This is a genomic window from Streptomyces sp. NPDC059037 (assembly GCF_042740015.1).
GTDB lineage: Bacteria > Actinomycetota > Actinomycetes > Streptomycetales > Streptomycetaceae > Streptomyces.
Window position 1 is genome coordinate 3,794 of record NZ_JBHYIG010000007.1, and the last position, 22,975, is coordinate 26,768.

Annotated in this window: 20 protein-coding genes, 1 pseudogene and 1 riboswitch; of the genes and pseudogenes, 12 read left to right on the forward strand and 9 right to left on the reverse strand. The window is 71.5% G+C overall.

Annotated elements, in window-relative coordinates:
• Nucleotides 1-2,043: pseudogene (locus tag ACFWY6_RS02780) on the forward strand (hypothetical protein); the annotation flags it as partial.
• A gap of 67 nt (nt 2,044-2,110) precedes the next feature.
• Here the strand turns inward: ACFWY6_RS02780 and rocD are convergent.
• The gene (rocD, locus tag ACFWY6_RS02785) at nt 2,111-3,313 is read right to left on the reverse strand and encodes an ornithine--oxo-acid transaminase (protein ID WP_384685667.1); all 1,203 of its coding nucleotides are present in this window, start codon (nt 3,311-3,313) and stop codon (nt 2,111-2,113) included.
• A 111-nt stretch (nt 3,314-3,424) separates the two neighbouring features.
• A riboswitch (ZMP/ZTP riboswitch) is annotated at nt 3,425-3,515 on the forward strand.
• 40 nt (nt 3,516-3,555) lie between these two features.
• Between rocD and glyA the strand changes: the two genes are divergently transcribed.
• Complete coding sequence (gene glyA, locus ACFWY6_RS02790) at nt 3,556-4,866, forward strand: serine hydroxymethyltransferase (protein ID WP_384685670.1); 1,311 nt, start codon at nt 3,556-3,558, stop codon at nt 4,864-4,866.
• A 66-nt stretch (nt 4,867-4,932) separates the two neighbouring features.
• Here the strand turns inward: glyA and ACFWY6_RS02795 are convergent, their stop codons facing one another.
• The 3 genes from ACFWY6_RS02795 to ACFWY6_RS02805 form a co-directional block, all read right to left on the reverse strand.
• Nucleotides 4,933-5,682, reverse strand: coding sequence for a hypothetical protein (locus ACFWY6_RS02795; RefSeq protein WP_384685673.1), 750 nt, complete (start codon nt 5,680-5,682; stop codon nt 4,933-4,935).
• A 72-nt stretch (nt 5,683-5,754) separates the two neighbouring features.
• Nucleotides 5,755-6,606 (reverse strand): hypothetical protein, encoded by an 852-nt coding sequence (locus ACFWY6_RS02800; RefSeq protein WP_384685675.1) that lies wholly within the window; start codon nt 6,604-6,606, stop codon nt 5,755-5,757.
• Entirely contained in the window at nt 6,599-7,234 is a 636-nt protein-coding gene (locus ACFWY6_RS02805; protein ID WP_384685678.1) for an RNA polymerase sigma factor, read from the reverse strand. Before ACFWY6_RS02805 ends, ACFWY6_RS02800 begins: the two co-directional genes overlap by 8 nt.
• A 238-nt stretch (nt 7,235-7,472) precedes the next feature.
• Here ACFWY6_RS02805 and trpS point away from each other — a divergent pair, with 238 nt between their 5' ends.
• Together trpS and ACFWY6_RS02815 are read left to right on the forward strand one after the other, a co-directional pair.
• Entirely contained in the window at nt 7,473-8,483 is a 1,011-nt protein-coding gene (trpS, locus tag ACFWY6_RS02810; protein ID WP_266870185.1) for a tryptophan--tRNA ligase, read from the forward strand.
• Between the two features lie 73 nt (nt 8,484-8,556).
• Nucleotides 8,557-9,144: a 2'-5' RNA ligase family protein gene (locus ACFWY6_RS02815; protein WP_384685681.1), complete on the forward strand. Its 588-nt coding sequence runs from the start codon at nt 8,557-8,559 to the stop codon at nt 9,142-9,144.
• 45 nt (nt 9,145-9,189) lie between these two features.
• Here the strand turns inward: ACFWY6_RS02815 and ACFWY6_RS02820 are convergent, their stop codons facing one another.
• Complete coding sequence (locus ACFWY6_RS02820) at nt 9,190-9,945, reverse strand: decaprenylphospho-beta-D-erythro-pentofuranosid-2-ulose 2-reductase (protein WP_384685684.1); 756 nt, start codon at nt 9,943-9,945, stop codon at nt 9,190-9,192.
• Between the two features lie 20 nt (nt 9,946-9,965).
• Entirely contained in the window at nt 9,966-11,345 is a 1,380-nt protein-coding gene (locus ACFWY6_RS02825) for an FAD-binding protein (RefSeq protein ID WP_384685687.1), read from the reverse strand.
• Between the two features lie 202 nt (nt 11,346-11,547).
• On the opposite strand from ACFWY6_RS02825, the gene ACFWY6_RS02830 reads away from it, so the two are divergent.
• From ACFWY6_RS02830 to ACFWY6_RS02845, 4 genes are read left to right on the forward strand one after another with little or no spacing between them, the layout of a single operon-like run.
• Nucleotides 11,548-12,069 carry a phosphatase PAP2 family protein gene (locus tag ACFWY6_RS02830; RefSeq protein WP_384685690.1) on the forward strand — a complete coding sequence of 174 codons (522 nt, stop codon included), beginning with the start codon at nt 11,548-11,550 and terminating at the stop codon, nt 12,067-12,069.
• Nucleotides 12,062-13,015: a decaprenyl-phosphate phosphoribosyltransferase gene (locus ACFWY6_RS02835; protein WP_384685693.1), complete on the forward strand. Its 954-nt coding sequence runs from the start codon at nt 12,062-12,064 to the stop codon at nt 13,013-13,015. Before ACFWY6_RS02830 ends, ACFWY6_RS02835 begins: the two co-directional genes overlap by 8 nt.
• A 35-nt stretch (nt 13,016-13,050) precedes the next feature.
• A complete protein-coding gene (locus tag ACFWY6_RS02840; RefSeq protein ID WP_384685801.1) occupies nt 13,051-13,473 on the forward strand; it encodes a GtrA family protein in 423 nt (140 codons plus the stop codon).
• Nucleotides 13,461-14,441 carry a YihY/virulence factor BrkB family protein gene (locus ACFWY6_RS02845; RefSeq protein WP_384685696.1) on the forward strand — a complete coding sequence of 327 codons (981 nt, stop codon included), beginning with the start codon at nt 13,461-13,463 and terminating at the stop codon, nt 14,439-14,441. Before ACFWY6_RS02840 ends, ACFWY6_RS02845 begins: the two co-directional genes overlap by 13 nt.
• Here the strand turns inward: ACFWY6_RS02845 and ACFWY6_RS02850 are convergent.
• On the reverse strand, nt 14,389-15,651 hold the full coding sequence (locus ACFWY6_RS02850) for a D-alanyl-D-alanine carboxypeptidase family protein (RefSeq protein ID WP_384685699.1): 1,263 nt from the start codon (nt 15,649-15,651) through the stop codon (nt 14,389-14,391). The genes ACFWY6_RS02845 and ACFWY6_RS02850 overlap by 53 nt on opposite strands.
• Before the next feature lie 109 nt (nt 15,652-15,760).
• On the opposite strand from ACFWY6_RS02850, the gene ACFWY6_RS02855 reads away from it, so the two are divergent.
• The 3 genes from ACFWY6_RS02855 (at nt 15,761) to ACFWY6_RS02865 (ending at nt 17,894) form a co-directional block, all read left to right on the forward strand.
• Nucleotides 15,761-16,000: an SCO4848 family membrane protein gene (locus tag ACFWY6_RS02855; protein ID WP_135331861.1), complete on the forward strand. Its 240-nt coding sequence runs from the start codon at nt 15,761-15,763 to the stop codon at nt 15,998-16,000.
• Nucleotides 16,001-16,002: 2 nt separating this feature from the next.
• Complete coding sequence (locus ACFWY6_RS02860) at nt 16,003-17,307, forward strand: metallophosphoesterase (protein WP_384685703.1); 1,305 nt, start codon at nt 16,003-16,005, stop codon at nt 17,305-17,307.
• Between the two features lie 167 nt (nt 17,308-17,474).
• Nucleotides 17,475-17,894 carry an ATP-binding protein gene (locus ACFWY6_RS02865; protein WP_384685706.1) on the forward strand — a complete coding sequence of 140 codons (420 nt, stop codon included), beginning with the start codon at nt 17,475-17,477 and terminating at the stop codon, nt 17,892-17,894.
• 69 nt (nt 17,895-17,963) lie between these two features.
• Here the strand turns inward: ACFWY6_RS02865 and ACFWY6_RS02870 are convergent, their stop codons facing one another.
• Nucleotides 17,964-19,409, reverse strand: coding sequence for an ATP-binding protein (locus ACFWY6_RS02870; protein WP_384685709.1), 1,446 nt, complete (start codon nt 19,407-19,409; stop codon nt 17,964-17,966).
• Nucleotides 19,406-20,134 carry a response regulator transcription factor gene (locus ACFWY6_RS02875; RefSeq protein ID WP_384685712.1) on the reverse strand — a complete coding sequence of 243 codons (729 nt, stop codon included), beginning with the start codon at nt 20,132-20,134 and terminating at the stop codon, nt 19,406-19,408. Before ACFWY6_RS02875 ends, ACFWY6_RS02870 begins: the two co-directional genes overlap by 4 nt.
• A 172-nt stretch (nt 20,135-20,306) precedes the next feature.
• Between ACFWY6_RS02875 and ACFWY6_RS02880 the strand changes: the two genes are divergently transcribed.
• A complete protein-coding gene (locus tag ACFWY6_RS02880) occupies nt 20,307-22,925 on the forward strand; it encodes an MMPL family transporter (protein WP_384685803.1) in 2,619 nt (872 codons plus the stop codon).
• Nucleotides 22,926-22,975: the final 50 nt, after the last annotated feature.

A 22,975-nucleotide genomic window follows, 5' to 3' on the forward strand; every position in this document is an offset into this window, starting at 1 on the left:
CGTACGTTTGGCCCCGGCGGGGGCGCGGGCTCGACGTTTGGCCCGGGCGGGGGTGCGGGTGCGATATCTGGCCCGGGCGCGGACGCGGTCGCGACGTTTGGCCCCGGCCCCGGCCCCAGCCCCGGCGGCGGCACGGCGGAGACACCCGGCCCCGCCCTGGACGTACTCGACCTCATCACACGCCTGGTCGACCGCTCCCTCCTCACGGCGGCACCCGGCACCGACGACACGCACGGCATCCGCTACCGCATGCTCGAATCCGTCACCGCCTACAGCCTCGAACGCCTCGACGAGGCGGGCGAGACGAAGGACACCCGCCGCCGCCACGCCCACCACTACACCCACCTGGCCGAACAAGCCGCCCGCCAACTCCGCGGCCCCGCCCAACACCACTGGCTGCACCGCCTGGACACCGAAACGGTCAACCTGCGCGCCGCACTGGAGTGGGCCGCGATGGACGACGACACGGCCGAGGACGGGCCGGCCCTTGGCGTGTCCCCCTCGCGCGGGGCGGCGCCATCCTCGGCCCTCACCGCTCCGGGCGATGCGCCCCCGAGCCATTCAGCCCGGACCGATACCGCCCGCAGCGCCACCACCACGCCACGCGATGACGCCCTCAGCGGCACCGCACCCATCGGCGATCCGAGCGCATCCGGTGTGACCGGCGGTGGTGCGCTCACAGGCGGTGCTGTCACCGGCACTGCTGTCACCGGCACTGCTGTCACCGGTACTGCTGTCACCGGCGGTGCGCTCACCGGCGGGGCGGCCTCCGGCGGGGCCACCACCGGCAGTGCCACCACCGGCAGTGGGCTCGGCGGCAGCACGCTCTCCGAGCCCTCGACTCGCCCTGCCGCCCAGGACCGCCCCGCCCCCGGTGCCGCCGCAATCCCCCTCTCCCTGCGCCTCGCCAACTCCCTGACCTGGTACTGGTTTCTCCGCGGTCGTCTCGGTGAAGCCGAGCGGTCGCTCGGGAGTGCCCTGGACCCGTATCCGAACGGGAGCGCCGCCGCCTCCGCCCGTACCGCCCGCGCCGCCTTCGCCCTGCTGACCGGCGACGCGCCCCGCGACATCGCCGCCGACGACGCCGCCGACCCCCGTTCCCGCTGGCTGCTCGCCTACGCCCGCTGTGGATTCCGTACGCCGCACGAGGACGCCACGCTCGACGGGATCCTGGAGGAGTTCCGCGCGGCGGACGACCGCTGGGGTGTGGCCGCCGCCCTCAGTGTCCGTGCCACGCTGGCCCTCTACCGCGGCGACCTCCCGGCCCTGCGCCGCGACGCCGAGGACAGCGCCGCCCGGTTCGCCGAACTCGGCGACCGCTGGGGCCAGTTGCAGGCCTCCGAGCAACTCGGCGTCCTCGCCGAGATCGCCGCCGACTACGAAGCCGCCACCCGGCTCCACCGCGACGGCATGCGCGACGCGCAGGAACTGCGCCTGTGGACCGATGTCTCCTTCCGTCTCTCACGCCTCGGCCGCATCGCCCTGCTCACCGGCGACGACGCCGCCGCCACAGACTTCCACGCACGCGCCGCACGACTCGCCGAGCAGCACTCGCACCGCCCCGCGCAGCAGTTCGCGGAGACGGGCCTGGCCATCGGCGCCCGCCGCCGTGGCGACCTCGACACCGCCGAGCAGCACCTCCTGCCGTGGCTCGCCTGGAACCGCCGCCTGGGCGTCGACTCAGGCTCCGCCCTGATCCTGGTCCAGCTCGGCTACGTCGCCGAACAGCGCGGCGAAGCCCAACGCGCGGAGGAACTCCACCGCGAAGGCCTCACCACGGCCCGCGCCACCGGCGACGACCGGGCAGTCGCCCTAGCACTGGAGGGACTCGCCGGCGCCCACTCCCTCGCGGGCGACCACACCCGCACCGCCGAACTCCTCGGCGCCGCAGCCGCCCTGCGCGAGGCGGCCGGCAGCCCACTGCCACCCGCCGAACGCGCCGACGTGGACCGCGCCGCCCACCGCTCCCGCACGGCCCTGGGAGAGGACGACTACGCCGCCGCCTTCACCCACGGCCACACATCCCCACCGGAGGGCCGGTGACCACGGGAGCGGGATCCGGTCCCTTCCCTGGCGGGGGAGCGGCCCCGCCAGGGTGCGGCACGCCGAACTAGCTCAGCACCGCCCGGAGTTGATCAAGCCCCCAGTCCAGGTCCTCCTTACTGATCACCAGCGGCGGGGCGATCCTGATCGTCGACCCATGGGTGTCCTTGACCAGCACCCCCCGGTCCATCAACTTCTGGGAGATCTCCCGGCCCGTGCCGTGCGACGGGTCGATGTCGACGCCCGCCCACAGCCCACGGCCCCGCACCTGCGTCACCGCGCCCGTGCCGGCGAGCAGCCCCAGCTCGGAGTGCAGATGCTCGCCCAGCTCGGTGGCCCGCTGCTGGAACTCGCCCGTGGCCAGCATGGCGACGACCTCCAGCGCCACCGCGCACGCCAGCGGATTGCCGCCGAACGTCGAACCGTGCTCACCCGGCTTGAACACCCCGAGCACATCCGCGTCCGCCACCACCGCGGACACCGGCACGACACCCCCGCCGAGCGCCTTGCCCAGGATGTACACGTCCGGCACCACGCCCTCGTGCTCGCACGCGAACGTCCTGCCCGTCCTGCCGAGCCCCGACTGGATCTCGTCCGCCATGAAGAGCACGTTCCGCTCGCGCGTCAGCTCCCGCACACCCGCGAGATATCCGGCCGGTGGCACCAGAACCCCGGCCTCGCCCTGGATCGGCTCCAGCAGCACCGCCACCGTGTTCTCCGTGACCGCGGCCCGCATCGCCGTCAGATCGCCGTACTGAACGATCTCGAACCCCGGCGTGTACGGGCCGAAGTCCGCCCGCGCCTCCTGGTCCGTGGAGAAGCTGACGATGGTCGTCGTGCGCCCATGGAAGTTGTCGCGCGCCACGACGATCTTCGCCCGACCGTCGGGCACCCCCTTGACCTGGTACCCCCACTTTCTGGCGGTCTTCACGGCGGTCTCCACCGCCTCCGCCCCCGTGTTCATCGGCAGCACCATCTCCTTGCCGCACAGCTCCGCGAGCCGCGTACAGAACTCGGCGAACCGGTCGTGGTGGAAGGCCCGCGAGGTGAGCGTCACCCGCTCCAGCTGTGCCTTGGCGGCATCGATCAGGCGGCGGTTGCCGTGCCCGAAGTTGAGCGCCGAGTAACCGGCCAGCATGTCGAGGTAGCGGCGCCCCTCGATGTCCGTCATCCACGCACCCTCCGCCGACGCGACCACGACGGGCAGCGGATGGTAGTTGTGCGCGCTGTGCGCTTCGGCCGAGGTGATGAACTCTTCGGTAGTCGACACGGGGTCTCCGATCGTCCTGCGGCATGGGGCGGGTGTGGCGCCCAAGTTCTATCGTCGCTCGGATCGTGGACGAAGAAACCTGCCGTCCCGGCGCGCCAGCTAGGCTGGCTCTGACAGCACGGCGACTGGCGCGCGGGGAACGGACCCCGAGGAAGCCGTGCGAGGCAGAACCTTCGAGGTGCCGCCCGCCTGGGCACCCCGGGACCACGACCGGACACTCACCGCTCGCCCCGGAGGACGCCATGACCCACCCCTCTCCTTCTTCGTCGGCTGCTTCGCCTTTGCCGAACACCCTCAGCCACCCCGCGCTCGCCGCGCAGGACCCCGAACTTGCCGCCCTCGTCGGCGCCGAGGAACAGCTGCAGGCCGACACCCTGCGCCTGATCCCCAGCGAGAACTACGTCTCCACCGCAGTCCTCGAAGCCTCCGGCACCGTCCTGCAGAACAAGTACAGCGAGGGCTACCCGGGCCGCCGCTACTACGAGGGCCAGCAGAACATCGACCCCGTCGAGCGCCTCGCCGTCGCCCGCGCCAAGTCCGTCTTCGGCGTCGAGCACGCCAACGTCCAGCCCTACTCCGGCTCCCCGGCCAACCTCGCCGTCTATCTGGCCTTCGCCGAGCCCGGCGACACCGTGATGGGCATGGCCCTGCCCATGGGCGGCCACCTCACCCACGGCTGGGGCGTCTCGGCCACCGGCAAGTGGTTCCGCGGTGTCCAGTACGGCGTCCGCCACGACACCGGCCTCATCGACTTCGACGAAGTACGCGACCTCGCCCTCAAGGAACGCCCCAAGCTGATCTTCTGCGGCGGCACCGCCCTTCCTCGCACCATCGACTTCGCCGCGTTCGCCGAGATCGCCCGCGAGGCCGGCTCCGTCCTGGTCGCCGACATCGCGCACATCGCCGGTCTGATCGCCGGCGGCGCCCACCCCTCACCGGTGCCGCACGCCGACGTGATCTCCACGACCACCCACAAGACCCTGCGCGGCCCGCGCGGCGCGATGCTGATGTCCCGCGAGGAGCACGCCAAGGCCATCGACAAGGCGGTCTTCCCCGGACTGCAGGGCGGCCCGCACAACCAGACCACCGCGGCCATCGCCGTCGCCCTCCACGAGGCGTCCCAGCCCTCCTTCCGCGACTACGCCCACGCCGTTGTCGCCAACGCCAGGGCCCTCGCCGAAGCGCTGCTCGCCCGCGGCTTCGACCTGGTCTCCGGCGGCACCGACAACCACCTGATCCTGATGGACCTCACCCCCAAGGACGTCCCCGGCAAGGTCGCCGCCAAGGCCCTCGACCGAGCCGGGATCGTCGTCAACTACAACACCGTGCCGTACGACCCGAGGAAGCCGTTCGACCCGTCCGGCGTCCGCATCGGCACCCCCTCACTCACCTCCCGTGGTCTCGGCACGCAGCACATGCCGACCGTCGCCGACTGGATCGACCGCGGTGTCGCCGCCGCCCGCACCGGCGACGAGGACGCCCTGACGAAGATCCGCTCCGAGGTCGCCGACCTGATGGCCGCCCATCCGGCCCCGGGCCTGCCGACCCACTGATCTCCGGCACATCACGTCCCGCTTCCCTCCGCCGGTCACCTCACCGGCCGGGGGAGGCCGCACCCCTCACACATCCCGCAGCTCCTGGCGAGGCCCCTCCTCCTGGGGGCGCCGCGCCCGCAGCGACGCGAGCGGTGTTCGCAGCTCGGCGAGCGGCCCCCGCAGCAGCAGCGCACCCGCCGCCCCCACCGCGACGCCCGGTATCGCCCACCACCAGCCCGTCCCGCGATCGCCCGGCGTACCCCCGGTCGGCTCGGAGGCCTGCCCGGCCCCTGCCCTGGCCTCCGAGCCGGCCGCCGACGGCGGTGACGCCGGTGTGGGGGGTATGGCCTGGCGGCCGTCTTCCGCCTCTGGGCCCATGACCCCGAGCTTCTCGAACAGCTTCGTCAGGCCGGCCGGGTCCTGCGCCTTGTGCCAGTAGCCCTTCATGGACTCCAGGTCGGTCGACGTGTGCACCCACACGTCCGCCGTGGCCTTGCCCGCGTCGGGCGCCACCGGATAGACCCGGTCCACTCGCCACGGCCGCACGTCATGGGCCATCCACGTCACATTGAGTTGACGGCTCTCCTGCCCGATGCCGAGCCCCGGCGGCCGCTCCCGGCTCCCCCTGTCCGCGCGGATCTCCCCGAGACCCTGCTCAAGGCGGCGATAGTCCTTGTCGTCTATGGTCAGCGCCGCGCTCTCCCCGCTGATGGGCGAGACCACCAGGACGCTCGTCGGCCCGCCCGCCACCGCCTGCGGTGCCCCAAGGACCACCAGAGCCAGCGCCGCCGCCAGCCCCATCGCCGACCCGCACACTCCCCTTACCGTCCGCATGTCCGATCCCCCAGCCGCTCGCCGGCACGACCCGTCCGTGCCGCGTCACTTCTGGTACACCGCCCGAGCCGTTCAGGTTCCCGATCCGCCCGGCCCGATCCGAACCGACTTCCCGATCTCCAGCGCCCGCTCCTTCGACGCCACGCCTTCGAGCCGCAGCGTCAGATCCGCCCCGTGCGTCCACAGCAGCGTCGGCCCCGCCGTCCGCTCGGACCGCTCCCACCGCTCGCCGTCGCCCTCCACCAGCCAGAACGTGAGCCGATGGGACGCCGGGAACCACAGCCCCGTCGCACCGTCCACCTCGACCCACTCCGGCCGCACCCGCACCGTCTTGCCGAAGCCGGGGTCGAGGCGCGCGCCGAACTCGTCAAGGCGTATCGTCCGGCCGTCGTCGCGCCAGCAGAGGCTGACCAGGACGCGTGCCCCCGGCTCGCGCGTCACCGCCACCGCGTCCGGTGCGCCGAGCGCGGCCGGGACCGCGGGCACGAACCCGGCCCGGCGCTCGGCCTCGGTCAAGGTCAGCGCACCGCCGCACCCCGGCACGCCCGCCCTGGTCGGCGGTGCCCCCGACGGGTCGTACCGCACCTCGACCCCGCCGAAGTCGAACCAATCGAAGACCGCCGCCCGCACCGGCGGTGTCAGGACCGCCGCCGTCAGGAGCCCGCACAGCGCCGCCGTCACGATCCGCCACCGCGCCCTCAGCCACCGCCGCAGCCGGTCCAGACGCCCCGGCGGCTCGGCCACCGGGACCGGCACCGACTCCGCGATGATCTGCGCGATGACCCGCTCGGCCATCGTCGAGCCGTCGGCCCCCGGCCTGTCGAGGGACCGGCCGAGCTCCCGCAGCTCCTCAGGAAGCCGACGGGCCCGCCGCCCGGCCCGCTCCCGCTCATCCGGCCCGCCCCCCTCACGCCGCTCATCCATGCCCGTCACCTCCTCCCGACCCATCCGACCCATCCGGTCCATCCGGCACCCGCGGCAACAGCCGCTCCAGCTTCCGCAGCGCGCGGTTCAGCCGGGATTTGACCGTGCCCCGCGGCCAGCCCAGGGCCTCGGCCGTCTCCGCCTCGTCCATCTCCAGGAGATAGCGGTAGGTGACGACCAGGCGGTGCTCCTCGCTCAGCCGCTCGAGCGCGGCGAGCAGCGCCGCCCGGCGCTCCACCTCCAGCGCCGCGACCGCGGGGTCCGCCGATTCCGGTATCAGCGGCTCCGCCTCCGCCAGCGCGGCCTCCCGCCCGACGAGCGAGCGCTGCCGGACGGCCGAACGCACTGTGTTCCTCGTCTCATTGGCGACGATCGACAGCAGCCACGGCTTGAACGCCGAGCCCTCCCTGAACCGCCCCAAGGAGCAGTACGCCTTGAAGAAGGCCTGCTGCACCACGTCTTCCGCGTCCGATCCTGCCCCGAGCGCCGCGGCCGCCCGGAGCGCGAGCCCGGTGAAGGCGCGCACCAACTCCGCGTACGCCTCCGCCTCCCCGGCGCGCACACGCGCGATCACCGCACCCTCGTCGACGACGCGGCCCCCCTCCAGGACCTCCCCCTGTGCCCTCACACTCTTGATACACCGGCCGGACGAGATCGGTTCCGCATTCACGACGACCGGGACCGGGACGACCGGGACGCCCGGGACGACCGGATCGGGCGAAGGCTCGAAGCGGCGGATCACGAGATCGCGGCACACCCGTCACACGTCTGTTTCCGAGCAATGAGAGACACCTGAGAGAATGAGCCTCATGGCCTCTGATCGCCCGCCCGTCACCCACCACCACCCTCAGGGGAATGGCTTCGCCATGCAGCATCTGCCTCGTGTGCTCTCCGGAATCCAGCCCACCGCGGGCTCGTTCCACCTCGGCAACTACCTCGGCGCCGTCCGCCAGTGGGTGGCGCTGCAGGAGTCCCACGACGCCTTCTACATGGTGGTGGACCTGCACGCGATCACGATGCCGCAGGACCCGGCCGAGCTGCGTGCCAACACCCGCCTCGCCGCCGCTCAGCTGCTTGCCGCGGGACTCGACCCGGAGCGCTGCACGCTCTTCGTCCAGAGCCATGTCCCCGAGCACGCCCAGCTCGCCTGGATCATGAACTGCCTCACCGGCTTCGGCGAGGCCTCGCGCATGACGCAGTTCAAGGACAAGTCCGCCAAGCAGGGTGCGGACCGCGCCTCCGTGGGCCTCTTCACGTACCCGGTCCTCCAGGTCGCGGACATCCTGCTCTACCAGGCCAACCAGGTCCCGGTCGGCGAGGACCAGCGCCAGCACATCGAGCTCACCCGTGACCTGGCCGAGCGCTTCAACGGCCGGTTCGGCGAGACGTTCACCGTTCCGGCGGCGTACATCCTCAAGGAGACGGCGAAGATCTACGACCTTCAGGACCCGTCGATCAAGATGAGCAAGTCGGCGTCCGCTCCCAAGGGCCTGATCAACCTCCTCGACGAGCCCAAGGCCACCGCCAAGAAGGTCAAGAGCGCGGTCACGGACACGGACACGGTCGTGCGCTACGACACCGAGAACAAGCCCGGTGTGAGCAACCTCCTGACCATCTACTCGACGCTTACGGGGACCGGTATTCCGGAACTGGAGCAGAAGTACGTCGGCAAGGGCTACGGTGCGCTGAAGACCGACCTCGCCGAGGTCATGGTCGAGTTCGTGACCCCCTTCCGGGACCGCACCCAGGCCTACCTGGATGACCCGGAGACGCTGGACTCGATTCTGGCCAAGGGCGCGGAGAAGGCGCGTGCCGTGGCCGCGGAGACTCTCGCCCAGGCGTACGACAAGGTGGGCTTCCTGCCCGCCAAGCACTGAGCCACACCACCCCCTGTACCGAGCCACGTACAGCAGCGCCCTCTGCCCGCCACCCGACCGACAGGAGTACGACGTGGGGACCGTAACGATCGGTGTTTCGATCGCGGTCCCGGAGCCACACGGCAGCCTGCTCCAGGAGCGGCGCGCGGGCTTCGGGGACCCCGCGGCGCACGGCATTCCCACCCACGTCACGCTGCTCCCGCCGACCGAAGTGGACGCGTCGGCGCTGCCCGCGGTCGAGGCGCACCTGGTGACCGTCGCGGCCGCCGGGCGCCCCTTCCCGATGCGGCTCTCCGGTACGGGCACGTTCCGCCCGCTGTCGCCCGTCGTCTTCATCCAGGTGGTGGCGGGCGGCTCGGCCTGCGGATGGCTCCAGGAGCGCGTCAGGGACGCCTCCGGGCCCATCGAGCGCGAGCTGCAGTTCCCGTACCACCCGCACGTCACGGTGGCGCACGGCATCTCCGAAGAGGCCATGGACCGGGCGTACACAGAGCTCGCCGACTACGAGGCCGAGTGGCCCTGCACCGGATTCGCGCTCTACGAACAGGGCGCCGACGGAGTGTGGCGCAAGCTGCGCGAGTTCGTCTTCGGAGGGGGCGGCCCCCTCGTGCCTCCGCAGGCGGCGGCCCCGGCCGCGCACGGCACGCTGCCCGCCCGCTGAGCCCCCCCCAGGAGGGGATCTCACCGCAGAAGCAGGACCGGCACCTCACATCGGAAGCCGCCGGAACACCGTCCGCGGCACATGCCGCAGCGCCGACATGACCACCCGCAGCGCCCCGGGCACCCACACCGTCTCCGAGCGCCGGCGCAGGCCCGTCTCGATGGCCTCGGCGACCGCCTCCGGAGTGGTCGCCATCGGGGCCTCCTCCAGGCCCGCCGTCATCTTCGAACGTACGAAGCCGGGGCGCACGACCATGACGTGCACGCCCGTCCCGTGCAGTGCGTCTCCCAGGCCCTGGGCGAAGGCGTCGAGGCCGGCCTTGCTCGACCCGTAGATGAAGTTGGAGCGCCGCGCCCGCTCGCCCGCGACGGACGAGAGGACCACCAGGGAGCCGTGCCCCTGGGACTGCAGCGCCCGCGCGCACACCAGGCCCGCGGAGACCGCCCCGGTGTAGTTCGTCTGTGCGACACGCACCGCCGACAGCGGCTCGTCCTCGTCGCGTGCCTGGTCGCCGAGGATGCCGAACGCGAGCAGGACCATGTCGATGTCGCCCTCGGTGAAGATCTTCCCGAGGGTGTTCTCGTGGGACTCGGAGTCGAGCGCGTCGAAGGCGACGGTGCGGACGTCCGCACCCATGTCGCGCAGGCCCGCCGCGGCCTTCTCCAGGCCCGGGGACGGCCGCCCGGCCAGCCACACCGTGCGGGTGCGCCGCGCGACCAGACGGCGGGCGGTGGCGAGTCCGATCTCGGAGGTGCCGCCGAGCACGAGCAGCGACTGGGGGGTGCCGAAGGCGTCCTTCATGGGACCAACTCCTGGAGGTACTAGAGGGCGAGGCGGCGTGAGAGGTCCGAGCGGAACAGGCCGCGCGGGTCGAGATCGGCCCGCAGCGCGCGGAAGTCGTCGAGCCGCGGATACATCGCGGCGAGCATCTCGGGCCGCAGGCGGGAGTCCTTGGCCAGGTAGACGCGGCCGTCGGACGTGGCCACTTCCTCGTCCAGTTCGTCGAGGAAGGCGCCGAGGCCCGGCAGGTTCGCCGGGATGTCGAGGGCCAGCGTCCAGCCGGGCATCGGGAAGGAGAGCCAGCCCGGATCGCCCTCTCCGAAGCGCTTCAGTACAGCCAGGAAGGACGGGCAGCCGCGCTCCGAGATGCGCCGCACGATGCGTCGCAGGGCTTCTTCCTTGCCGTGTCCGACGACGAATTGGTACTGCACGAAACCGCTGCGTCCGTAGACGCGGTTCCAGTGCGGGACGCCGTCCAGGGGGTGGAAGAACGTGGAGATCTTCTGGAGCTCGCCCACGCGGCAGCGGGGCGCCTTGCGGTACCAGAGCTCGTTGAAGAGGCCCACCGACTTCCGGCCGAGGAGCCCTTCGGGCAGGAAGCGCGGGGCGGGCGGCAGTTGGCCGGGGCGGAACGTCAGCGGGGCTCTACGCGCGCGTGCCGGAAGGGCGTCCAGGGGAGCGTGGTCGCCGCGCGTGAGCACCGAGCGGCCCATCGCCTTCCCGCGCGCGAGGAGGTCGATCCAGGCGACCGAGTAGCGGTAGCGGTGGTCGGTGGCGTCGAGGCGGGCCATCAAGTCGTCCAGGTCGGCGGCGCGTTCCGTGTCCACCGTCATCAAGGAGGTCTCGACCGGCTGCAGTTGAATGGTGGCCGCGAGGATCACGCCGGTCAGGCCCATGCCGCCCGCCGTCGCGTCGAACAGGGCGGTGCCGCGCTCGAAGGACCGCACCGTGCCGTCGGCGGTGAGCAGCTCGATGGCGTTGACATGGCGCGAGAACGAACCGGAGCCGTGGTGGTTCTTGCCGTGGATGTCCGCGCCGATCGCGCCGCCGACCGTCACGTACCGGGTCCCCGGGGTCACCGGCACGAACCAGCCGAGCGGGAGCAGGACTTCCATCAGGCGGTGCAGCGAGACGCCGGCGTCGCACAGGACGGTGCCCGCGTCGGCGTCGATGGCGTGCACACGGTCCATGCCGGTCATGTCGATGACCGCGCCGCCCGCGTTCTGCGCGGCGTCCCCGTAGGCCCGTCCCAGGCCCCTGGCGATGCCGCCGCGCTCGTCGCACGCGCGCAGGGCCGCGGCGGCCTCCTCGGGCGAACGGGGGCGGATCAGCCGGGCGGTGGTGGGGGCGGTGCGCCCCCAGCCGGACACGGACACAGCCTCGGACGTCGTCACGGAAGCGGATGCGGAGTCGGCAGGCATGGGAGCGACCGTATCGCCCATGCATGGGTTGTTTGTCCTGAATCATCCGAGCTATCACCGAAATGGGTGAATGATGGAGTGTCGTCCGATATTGACGTAAATATTGAGAGATCGCCTAGAAGAGTCGGGAGCCGCGGTTCCTGGAGTCCTTGGAATCCATGGACCCCCTGAAGTCCCTGAAGTCCCCGGAAAAGGAGGCCACATGCACGGCATGGACCACCGGCTGCTGTCGGCCCTGCGCGACTGCGGCTCCGACAAGCGCGTGGCCACGGCCGCGCGCGCTCTCTCCTGGACCGGCGAGCACGGCGCGCTCTGGCTCGTCGCGGGCCTGGCGGGCGCCGCGGTCGACCGCGAGCGGCGCGGCGCGTGGCTGCGCGGCACGGCCCTCACCGCGGCGGCCCACCTGGCCAGCATGGGCGTCAAGCGGGTCGTACGCCGCCCGCGGCCCGGCGCGGACACCGGAGCCGAGCCCCTCGTCAGGACCGCGGGACGGCACTCCTTCCCCAGCTCGCACGCCACTTCGGCCGCCGCAGCGACCGTCGCGTACGGCGCGCTGAGCCCCGCGGGCGCCCGCATCGTGCCGCCGGTCGCCGCCGCGATGTGCGTCTCCCGGATGGTCGTCGGTGTCCACTACCCGAGCGACGTGGCCGCAGGCGCGGCCCTGGGCGCCCTCACCGCGCGCGTGGGCGCCGCCTGGGTGAACGGGGGCCGCATCGATGCCTGAACGCGCCGCCCTGATCGAACGCCCCAGCCCGCCCCAGCCGTCGGGCCCCCGTCCGCTGGCCCTGTCGCTGGGCCTCCTGAAGACCGCGCGCCCCCGCCAGTGGGTCAAGAACCTCCTGGTCGTCGCGGCCCCCGCCGCGGCGGGCGAGCTCTTCTCGCGTCACTCGCTCAGCCAACTCGCCATCGTCTTCGTGCTGTTCACGGCCGCCGCGTCCGCCGTCTACCTCATCAACGACGCGCGCGACGCCGACGCCGACCGCGCCCACCCCACCAAGTGCCGCAGACCGGTCGCGGCCGGGCAGGTCCAGGTGCCCGTCGCGTACGCGGTCGGGGGACTGCTCGCCGTCCTCGCCCCCACGGCAGCCGCCGTGCTCTGCACACCGCTGACCGCGGCGCTGCTCACCGCCTACGTAGTGATGCAACTCGCCTACTGCGTCAGCCTCAAGCACGTACTCGTCGTCGATCTCGCCGTCGTCACCACGGGCTTCCTGATGCGCGCCATGATCGGCGGGCTCGCCCTCGGCATCCCGCTCTCGCGCTGGTTCCTCATCACCACCGGCTTCGGCGCGCTCTTCATGGTCTCCGCCAAGCGCTACTCCGAAGCCGTCCAGATGTCGGGCGGCGGCGAGAAACCGGGCGCCACGCGCGCGTTGCTCACCGAATACACCACCGGGTACCTGCGCTTCGTGTGGCAGCTGGCCGCCGGGGTCGCCGTCCTCGCCTACTGCCTGTGGGCCATGGAGAGCGGCGGCACCGCCAACGGCAGCCTGCTGCCCTGGCGGCAGCTGTCGATGGCCGCCTTCGTCCTCGCGGTCCTGCGGTACGCCGTGTTCGCCGACCGGGGCACCGCCGGCGAGCCCGAGGACGTCGTCCTGCGCGACCGTGCGCTCGCCGTCATCGGCGTGGTGTGGCTGGCGATGTACGGACTCGCGGTCGCCGACTGGTGAGCGTGGTGAGCGCCCTCAGAGGGCGGCTGCGGGCCATGGGGCCCGAACTGCTCGGCTTCGCCGCCGCCGGGATCTGCGCGTACGCCGCCGACCTCGCCCTCTTCATCTGGCTGCGCGGCCCCGTCGGCCTGGACCCGCTGACCGCCAAGGCGCTGTCCTTCGTGGCCGGTTGCACCGTCGCGTACGCGGGCAACGCGCTCGGCACCTACCGGGGCGAGCGGGCCAGGGTGTCGCGCCTGCGCCAGCACGGGATCTTCTTCGCCGTCAACATCGCGGGCGCCCTGGTGCAGTTGCTCTGCATCGCCGTGTCCCACTACGGCCTCGGCCTCACCTCACAGCGCGCGGACACCGTCTCCGGAGCGGGAATCGGTATGGCACTCGCCACTGTTCTGCGTTTCTGGGGTACCCGGACCTTGGTCTTCCGCGCAGCGGGCAGGGAGGCATCATGGACTGGCTGAAAAAGCTCCCCGGAATCGGGCCCCTGGTGGAGCGCGCGATGCGCACGCACGCGTGGAGCGCGTACGAGCGGCTCGACAGTGTGCACTGGACCCGCCTCGCGGCCGCGATGACGTTCATCAGCTTCCTTGCGCTCTTCCCACTGATCACCGTCGCCGCCGCGATCGCCGCCGCGACGCTCTCCAAGAGCCAGCAGCAGAAGCTCGAGGACAAGCTCGCCGAGCAGGTCCCCGGCATCTCCGACCAGCTGAACCTGAACGCCCTGGTCGACAACGCGGGCACCATCGGGCTCGTCGCGGGCGCCGTGCTGCTCTTCACCGGCATCGGTTGGGTCGGCTCGATAAGGGAGTGTCTGCGGGCCGTCTGGGAGCTTGAGGACGAGGACGAGAACCCCGTCCTGCGCAAGCTCAAGGACGCCGGGGTGCTCATCGGGCTCGGCGGCGCCGGGCTCGCCTCCGTCGCCGCCTCGACCCTCGCGTCGACCGCCGTCGGCTGGAGCGCCGACCTCGTGGGCGTCTCCCGGGACGGCTGGGGCGGCCTGCTGCTCCAGGGGGCGGCGTTCGCCATCGCCGTCCTCGCGGACTTCCTGCTCCTGCTGTACGTCCTGACGCTGCTGCCCGGCGTCCAGCCGCCGCGCCGGCTGCTGATCACCGCGGGGCTCATGGGCGCCGCCGGGTTCGAGCTGCTCAAGCTGCTGCTCGGCGGCTATATGAAGGGCGTCGCCGCGCGGAGCATGTACGGCGCCTTCGGTGTGCCCGTCGCCCTGCTCCTGTGGATCAACTTCACCGCGAAACTCCTGCTGTTCTGCGCCGCCTGGACGGCGACGCGGAAGCAGGGACGTACAGAAGAAGAGCCAGAGGAAGAGCCGGCAGAAGACGACCGGGGCGCCCCGAACGACGAGGCGCCCTCCGGAGACGTCAGCGACGGCCCTTCCGGCGCACCAGGTCCGGCAGCGGCAGCCGGCGGCTGATCACGAACCACCCGGCGGCCAGGAGCGCCAGCACACCGCCCACGACACCGAGTGCGACACCGACGCCGCCGCCCGAGTCCTTGTCCGCGGCGTGCGCCACGTTCTTGGCCGCATCCGACTTGCCCTTGCCCGCGCCCGGAGCGCCCTTCCCGCTGCCCGTGGCGGCACCCTTCGGGGGGACCAGTTCGCCCACCGGGTCGACCTTGCCCGAGGCCTGGAAGCCCCAGTCCAGCAGGCGTTCCGTCTCCTTGTAGACGGCGTGCTGCTCCCCGGAGTCAGGGTTCATGACGGTGACGAGCAGCACCTTCCCGTCGCGCTCGGCGACGCCCGTGAAGGTGGTTCCGGCGTTCGTGGTGCTGCCGTTCTTGACGCCCGCGATGCCCTTGTAGGGGTCGAGACCGACGTCTCCTGTAAGGAGTCGGTTGGTGTTCTGGATCTCGAAGGAGTCGCGCTTCTTCTTGCCCTTGTCCTTGCCCTTCGTGACCTTCTTGGTCTCGCCGGGGAACTTGGCGGTGGCCGTCGAGCAGTACTCGCGGAAGTCCTTCTTCTGCAGCCCGGAGCGGGCGAACAGGGTCAGGTCGTACGCGGAGGAGACCTGCTTGTCGGCGTCGTAGCCGTCCGGGCTGACGACGTTGGTGTCCAGGGCCTGCAGTTCCTCGGCGTGGGACTGCATGTCCTTGACGGTCTTCGCGACGCCGCCGTTCATCGCCGAAAGGACGTGCACCGCGTCGTTGCCCGACCGCAGGAAGACGCCGAGCCACAGGTCGTGGACCGTGTACGTCTCGTCCTCCTTGACGCCGACCATGCTGCTGCCCGCGCCGATGCCCGCCAGGTCGGAGAGCTCGACCTTGTGCTCCTGCGTCTTGGGGAACTTCGGCAGGACCGTGTCCGCGAAGAGCATCTTCAGGGTGCTCGCCGGGGGCAGCTTCCAGTGCGCGTTGTGCGAGGCGAGCACGTCGCCGGACTCGGCGTCCGAGACGATCCAGGAGCGTGCCGACAGGTCCTTGGGGAGCACGGGAGCGCCCGCCTTCAGGCTGACCTGGGTGCCTGCCTCGCCGAGCTTGGCGCCGCCGACCGTCGACATGGAGGAGGGCGGTTTCGGCTTCTTGTCGTCTCCCGGCTTGCCGTCCGCCAGTGCGGGCGCTGCGGTCGAAAAGGTCAACAATGCGGCGGAAGTGACCAGCAAGGCGGTCTTTTTTACGGCAGGCACGGACGAGAACGTACAGGGCGCCGCTGTGGAAGTCGCCGTCGAGGTGGCCTGTACGTCGCGCTCCTGACCCCGGCGGCTGTGCGGAAGGGAGGCTCGCGATACTGAACGTATGAAGCTCAGCCGCCCGGTCTCCTGGTTCCTGCTCGCCTTCGGCGTGTGGAGCTGGTTCATCTGGATCACTTTCGTCAAGAACCTGTGGAAGGACGGCAGCGGGCTCGCCTTCGACGACGGCGACCCGACCGCGTACTTCTGGGTGCACCTGACGCTCGCCGTCGCCTCCTTTGTCTTGGGGACGGTGGTGGGGACCATCGGGTTGCGTGGGGTGCGGGCTCTGCGCCGTACGTCATAGCCGTGATCATTCTCGTCGTACTCATCGGCCTCGCCGTCCTCGCGGCCTTCGCCGGGCTGCAGTGGTACGCATGGCGGCGCCTGGTGCGGGACACGACGGCGCGGCCCGGGTTCGTGCGGCGGGCCGGCGCGGTGGTCTTCACGGTGGGGCCGCTGCTGATGTTCGCGGCGGTCGCCGGTGAGCGGGCCGGTGCGCCGTTCTGGCTGCAGCAGGTGCTGGCCTGGCCGGGCTTCATGTGGATGGCTCTTTCGATCTACCTGGTCCTCGCGCTGCTCGCGGGCGAGCTCGTACGCCCCGTCCTGCTGAGACTGCTGCGGCGGCGACGCTCGGAAACGACTCCTACGGAGACGGCGCCTACGAAGGCCGCTCCTACGGAGAGGGCGTCTAGGGAAGCCACTCCTACGGAGGACCCGGCTTCGACGGATGACGCCCCCGCAGCCGCCCCCGCCCCCGCCGAGGAAGCGCCGCGGAATCCGGCCACTCCCTCGCGCCGCCTCTTCGTCTCCCGGATCGTCGGCGGCACCGCCGCGGCCGTCGCCGTCGGAACGGTCGGCTACGGAACGTACGGCGTGCTGCGCGGCCCCCGGGTGAAGCGCGTCACCGTGCCGCTGGCCAAGCTGCCGCGCGCGGCGCACGGGTTCCGGATCGCCGTGGTCAGCGACATCCACCTGGGGCCGGTCCTCGGGCGCGGCTTCACCCAGCGCGTGGTCGACACGATCAACGGCACCCGGCCCGACCTCATCGCCGTCGTCGGTGACCTCGTCGACGGCGACGTCGATGACCTCGGGCCCGCCGCGGCGCCGCTGGCGCAGCTCCGGGCCCGGCACGGCAGCTACTTCGTCACCGGCAACCACGAGTACTTCTCCGGCGCGGAGCAGTGGGTCGATCACGTACGCGAACTCGGCCTGCGCCCCCTGGAGAACGCGCGCGCCGAACTGCCCGCCTTTGACCTCGCGGGCGTGGACGACGTGGCGGGCGAGCGCGAGGGGCACGGGCCCGACTTCGCCAAGGCGCTCGGCGACCGCGACCGGTCACGGGCGTCCGTGCTCCTGGCCCATCAGCCGGTCGTCATCCACGACGCGGTCAAGCACGGCGTCGACCTCCAGCTCTCCGGGCACACCCACGGCGGACAGCTCTGGCCAGGCAACTTCATCGCCGACCTGGCCAATCCGACGCTTGCGGGACTTGAGCGGTACGGCGACACCCAGCTGTACGTGACACGCGGCGCCGGCGCGTGGGGGCCGCCGGTGCGGGTCGGGGCGCCGTCCGACATCACGGTCGTGGAACTGGCCTCCCGCCAGGCGTAATCGGCTGTTGGTTCGATTCGGTTCCCTTTGGTTCGGACTTGGCCGGATACTGCGGGGTCGCACGGTGACGGTGTGACACCGGGCGCTTCCTCTGCGCAGCATCTGGTGTCGGAAGTGTGTGCGGTTCCGGGTGCTTGTGTGTGCCCGAGCCCGAGGGGGGCCCAGGATTGTTACGACGTCACGCGTTCCGGCTGCCACCGCATCCGGCGTCCGTCGCGCTCGCTCGCGTTCGCGTTCGCGATCATTTGACGGCCTGGGGGCATACGGAGAAGAGCGTGGCGCGCCATGACGTCGTACTCCTGGTGTCGGAACTCGCGACGAACGCGGTCTGCCACGGCCTCGTCCTGGAGCGGGAGTTCGAGGTCGCGGTCACGGTGCTCGCCGACGGCGACTGCTTCATAGAGGTCTCCGACGAGAGCCCCGTAGGCCCGGAGCTGCGGGGCACGGGCACCTGGGAGGACGAGAACGGCCGGGGCCTGCGGCTCCTGGACGCGCTGGCCGAGGCGTGGGGTGTCTGGCGGCGCGGGAGACACGGCAAGACGGTGTGGGCGCTGGTGCGGGGCACGGGGGACGCCGGGTGGCCCTGATCCCTGATGGCCGGGCCCGCCGCCGTCACGACGCCGAGGCGGGCCTCAACTCGGGCTCTGCGGCGGGCCTCAACTCGGGCTCTGCGCGGGCAGAGTGACCGTCACGGTGAGCCCCTCGCCCGGAGCCGTCTGCACCTCGACCTCGCCCCCGTGCGCGATGACGACCCCCTGCACGATCGCCATGCCGAGGCCGCTGCCCGCGCCGCCGCCCGCGCGGAAGAAGCGGTCGAAGATGCGGGCCGCGTCCTGTGCCGCGAGGCCCGGCCCCCGGTCCTCGACACGCAGCCGCACAAGCCCGTCCACCCGCTCCACGCCCAGCGTTACCGGCGCGTCGGCGGGGGTGTGGACGCGTACGTTGCCCAGCAGATTGCCGAGCACCTTGCGCAGCCCCGACTCGTCCGCGCGGATCAGCAGGGCGCCCTCGGCGCGGACGGTGAGCGGGCGCTCCGGCTCCTGCACGCGCAGATCGTCGGCGGCGTCCCGCACCAGGCGGCTCAAGTCGACGTTCCTGAAGCGCAGTTCCGGCTGCTGGTCCAGGCGGGCCAGGGTCAGCAGCTCGTCGACGAGGCGCCCCATCCGGTCGGCCTCGGCGTTGACGCGGTCCCACGCGCGCGTGCGCTCCGCCGGGTCGCGGAGCATCCCCTTGTCGTACAGCTGGAGGTAGCCGCGGATCGCCGACAGCGGCGTACGCAGCTCGTGCGAGGCGTCGGCGACGAAGCGGCGCAGCTGTGCGGAGCTGCGTTCGCGGGTCTCGAAGGCCGATTCGACCTGGTGGAGCATGGAGTTGAGGGCAAGCCGCAGCTGCTCGGTCTCCAGCACCGGGGTGCGGCTCGACGGCACCCGCCGCGTCAGGTCGCCGTCGGCGATCGCGGACGCCGTCTCGACCATGTCCTCCAGCGGGCGAAGACGGTGGTGCGCGGAGATCATCGTCAGGACGGCGAGCAGCCCCAACAGGGCCACTCCGAAGGCGGCGTCGACCTTCAGCGCCTTCTTGATGCCCGAATGCAGGCTCTCCGTAGAGGTGGCCATCAGGACGGTCGTGCCGTCGTCGAGGCGCGCGCCCACGGTGCGGTAGGGGTCGCCGTCCAAGGTGACGTCGCGCGGCTGCGATGCGCTGACCAGGGCGCCGGGGTCGTCCACCGCGGAGGCCAGGGCGCGCTGGCGCGGTGTCGGCTCCAGCGAGCCGATGGGAACGGGCTTCCCGGAGGCGCCGATCGCGACGATGAGCGTGTCCGCGCGCGGGAGCCCGCCACTTCGGTCGGTGCCGTCGGGGGAGAGGTTGTCGAGCGCCATGCCGAGCGCGCTGATGTACTCGATCTGCTTCATGGTCAGACCCATGCGGTGCAGCGAGTCGCGCGACGAGGTGAGCTCCGCGTCGATGTTGTCGAGCAGGAAGTGCCGCATACCCATGATGCTCACGGCCGTCGCGGTGACGATGCCGAGGGCCAGCAGCGCCACGTTGACCCAGGTGAGCTTGGCGCGCAGCGAGTGCGTGCCGCGGTGCGCACGCCTCATGCGAGTCCGTATCCGACGCCCCGCCGGGTCGTGATCACCGGCGGGCCGATGGCGGCCAGCTTGCGCCGCAGATAGCTGATGTAGGTCTCGACGACGGTCGACTCCGCCGTGTGCTCGTAGCTCCACACATGGCGCAGCAGCTGCTCCTTGGGCACGACGCGGCCCGCGTTGCGCACCAGGAAGCGCAGCAGGGCGTACTCGGTCGGCGTGAGCTGCGCCGTGCGGTCCGCGCGGCGCACCACGTACGTCGCGTCGTCGAGCTCCAGGTCGCCGTAGCGCAGCGGCGGGCGCTGGGGGAGCACGTCGCCCGCCCTGGTGCGGCGCAGGACGGCCCCGATACGGGCGACGACCTCGTCGATGTTGAACGGCTTGGTGATGTAGTCGTCGCCGAAGCCGAGCGCGCCCACGACCTCCGACGGCGCGTCCCGTGCGGTCAGGAACACCAGTGCCAATTCGGGGCGCCGGGCGCGCAGTTCCCTGCCCAGCGCACGCCCGTCGCCGTCCGGCAGCATCACGTCCAGGAGTGCCACGTCGGGCCGGGTGCGTCCGGCGAGCGCGAGGGCATCGCGCACGGTGCCGGCCACCATCACGTCGAAGCGGTGATAGCGCAGGGCGATGGCCAGCACGTCGGCGATGCTCGGTTCGTCCTCGACGACGAGGACGGTCGCCCCCTCGCCCCGCGGCGTTCCGACATCTGTTCCCCGGCGGCCTTCGGCGTGGCACATGGCCCCAGTATCGGCGCGGACGTTGTACGAAGTCCCGGGTCCGTGCCTTGGAGTTACTTGAGAATCATGGCCGCGCCGCGCCGCAGCGGCGCCGTGCCGCCGATGCTGAGGTCCGACGAGGCACGGACCTGGGGGAATCGGCGACGCGGAGGAGGAACGGATCGTGACGGCATTGGCGCGGTGGTGCCATGCGCACCGCCTGGTGGTCCTTGTGCTGTGGGTGGGTGCCCTGTTCGGCCTGGGGGCGGCGGGGACCTCCGCGGGCACCGACTATTCGAATGTGCTCTCCCTGCCCGACACGGACTCCACGCGCGCGTACGACCTGATGACGAAGGCGTTCCCGGAGCGCTCGGGGGACACCGACACGGTCGTGTGGCGCGTCGACGAGGGTGCTTCGGTGCGTGACAAGGACGTACGTTCCCGGATCGAGCCCGCGCTGAAGGACATCGCCGGCATGAAGGGCGTCGGCGAGGTGGTGGGCCCGTACGCCTCTAAGAAGGCGGGCGCTTCCAAGAAGGCGGGCGCTTCCAAGAAGGCGGGCGCTTCCAAGAAGGAGGGTGCCTCGAAGAAGGAGGGTGCTTCTAAGAAGGAGGGTGGCTCCAAGAAGGCGGGCGCCTCCAAGGAGGCAGGCGCCTCCAAGAAGGCGGGCGCGGCTCAGATCAGCGAGAACGGGCGGATCGCCTACGCCCAGGTGACCTTCACCGAGCAGGCGAACTCCGTCCCCAAGGACCTCGTCCAGGACGTCGTGGACACGGCTCAGAACGCCGAACGCGGCGGCCTCCAGGTCGAACTCGGCGGCCAGGCGATCACCCGCATCCAGGAGCCGCCCACCGGCACCTCCGAACTCGTCGGCATCGCGGCCGCGGCCGTAGTCCTCTTCCTGGCCTTCGGTTCGCTCTTCGCGATGGTCCTGCCGATCGTCATCGCGGTCTTCGGAGTGGGCCTCGGCATGCTCTCGACGATGCTGCTCAGCCATGTCACCGACATCCCCGAAGTGGCCCCGCTGCTCGGCTCCCTGATCGGCCTCGGCGTGGGCATCGACTACGCGCTCTTCATCGTGACCCGGCACCGGCGCGGCATCCTGCGCGGCATGGAGCCGCGGGATGCGGCGATGCAGGCGCTGAACACCTCGGGCCGCGCGGTGCTGTTCGCGGGCGGCACGGTGTGCATCGCGCTCGCCGGAATGCTGGTGATGAACATGCGCTTCCTGGACGGCGTGGTCATCGCGGCCTCCCTGACGGTGATCCTGAGCGTCCTCGCGGCCGTCACGCTGCTGCCCGCGCTCCTGGGGCTGCTCGGCCCCCGGGTGCTCAGCCGCAGGCAGCGGCGGCGTCTCGCGGCGACGGGGCCCGATCCGGCCGAGGCGAGCGGCCTCGCGGCGCGCTGGTCGTCGTACGTACAGAAGAGGCCGCGTTCGATCGCGGCACTCGCCTTCGTGGTGATGGCCTTCCTCGCCCTGCCGCTGCTCTCCCTGCGGCTCGGCGCGACCGACCAGGGCAACCACCAGGAGTCGACGACGACCCGACAGGCGTACGACATGCTGGCCGACGGCTTCGGTCCGGGATTCAACGGCCCGCTCCAAGTAGTGGCCGAAGAGACCGACACCGGAGGCCTGGCGGAGCGCATCCGGTCGACGGAGGGCGTCGCCCAGGTGGCGGCGGCCCCACCGTCGGACGGCATCTCCGTCATCAACGTCGTCCCGACCACATCCCCCCAGTCCGAGGAGACCGACCAACTCATCGACCGGCTACGGGGAGACGTGATTCCGGAGGCCGGCGTCGAGGCGCACGTCGGCGGCGTGACAGCCGTCTTCAAGGACTTCGCCGCGGTGACGGGCGACCGGCTGCCCTACTTCGTAGGAGCCATCATCGCGCTCGGCTTCCTCCTGCTGCTGATCGCGTTCCGCTCCCTGGTGGTGCCCCTGACGGCCGCCTTGATGAACCTGATCGCGGCAGCCGCGTCCTTCGGCGTACTGGTGGCGGTCTTCCAGTGGGGCTGGGGCACGGAACTGATCGGCGTCGGCAAGGAGGGCCCGATCACGGCGTTCCTGCCCGTCATCATGCTGTCGCTGCTCTTCGGGCTCTCGATGGACTACCAGGTGTTCCTGGTGAGCCGTATGCACGAGGAATGGGTGCACACGAAGGACAACGCCCGCGCGGTTCGGGTGGGCCTCGCCGAGACGAGCAGGGTGATCAACTGCGCGGCCCTGATCATGATCTGCGTCTTCTCCGCGTTCGTCCTGAGCGGCGACATGGAGGGCGCGATGGCGGGCATCGGCCTCGCGGCAGCGGTGGCCTTGGACGCCTTCATCCTGCGTACGGCGCTGGTCCCGGCGGCGATGCAGCTGCTCGGCCGCGCCAACTGGTGGCTCCCCGCGGGCCTGGAGAAGCGCCTGCCGCACCTGGCGGTGGAGCCACGGGAGGAGCCGGAGCAGGCCCCGTCCGAAACCGTCCCCCACGCGCGCGTGGAGCCCAACGGCCCGGGGACGGCCTCCGTAGGCATGGCCTCCGTAGGCACGGCCTCCGTAGTGCACGGCTTCATCCGCACAGTGGAGGGCGACCCGGTGCCGGACGCGACCCTGACGCTGCTCTCCAAGGGCGGCCGCAAACTGGACCGCGTGACGTCACTGGCCGACGGCTCGTACATCGTGGCGGCCCCGTCGGCAGGCGCCTACCTACTGGCAGCCACGGCCCCCGGCTACGCCTCACGTGCCCGGCACATCATGGTCGCCGACGAGCCGCTCGTGTACGACATGGAGCTGGCGCCGGGGGAGGTGGACGCGGTCAACTGAGCCCGGCCGGGAGCTGGTCGCGCTGCGGCGGCTCTGCGGGATCGACGGGG